The following is a 296-nucleotide window of genomic DNA, read 5'->3' on the forward strand; positions in this document are numbered from 1 at the left end:
CCTACGGTTGATAATGGACCTGTGTAGGCTGGTACCTCAAGCACTGGTGCTGGTTCTTCACCCTTGCTTGATTGAACCGGTTCTTCTGTCAATTCTTGATAGAAGCTCGCCAATTCATAAAACTCAGCCTTGCCACCTTCCCAGACCAGTTTAACATCTAGAAGAGAACCACCATTTCGGATAGCAAAGGTTTGGAGACTAGATGTAATGGCACCAAGATCTGTCCAACTTTCTTGTCCATCCTTAAGTGTTCTCGCTTGAACTCGTGCTTTCGCTCCTTCAGGAAGGCTTGAAAC

1 protein-coding gene is annotated in these 296 nt (G+C 46.3%); it reads right to left on the reverse strand.

Annotated features, from left to right (window positions below):
• A partial coding sequence (locus HMPREF2628_RS04775; protein ID WP_142350499.1) for a hypothetical protein occupies positions 1–296 on the reverse strand: 296 nt, incomplete at both ends.

Origin of the sequence: Streptococcus sp. HMSC063B03, assembly GCF_001836965.1 — a bacterium.
In the GTDB taxonomy this organism is placed as follows: Bacteria; Bacillota; Bacilli; order Lactobacillales; family Streptococcaceae; genus Streptococcus; species Streptococcus pneumoniae_F.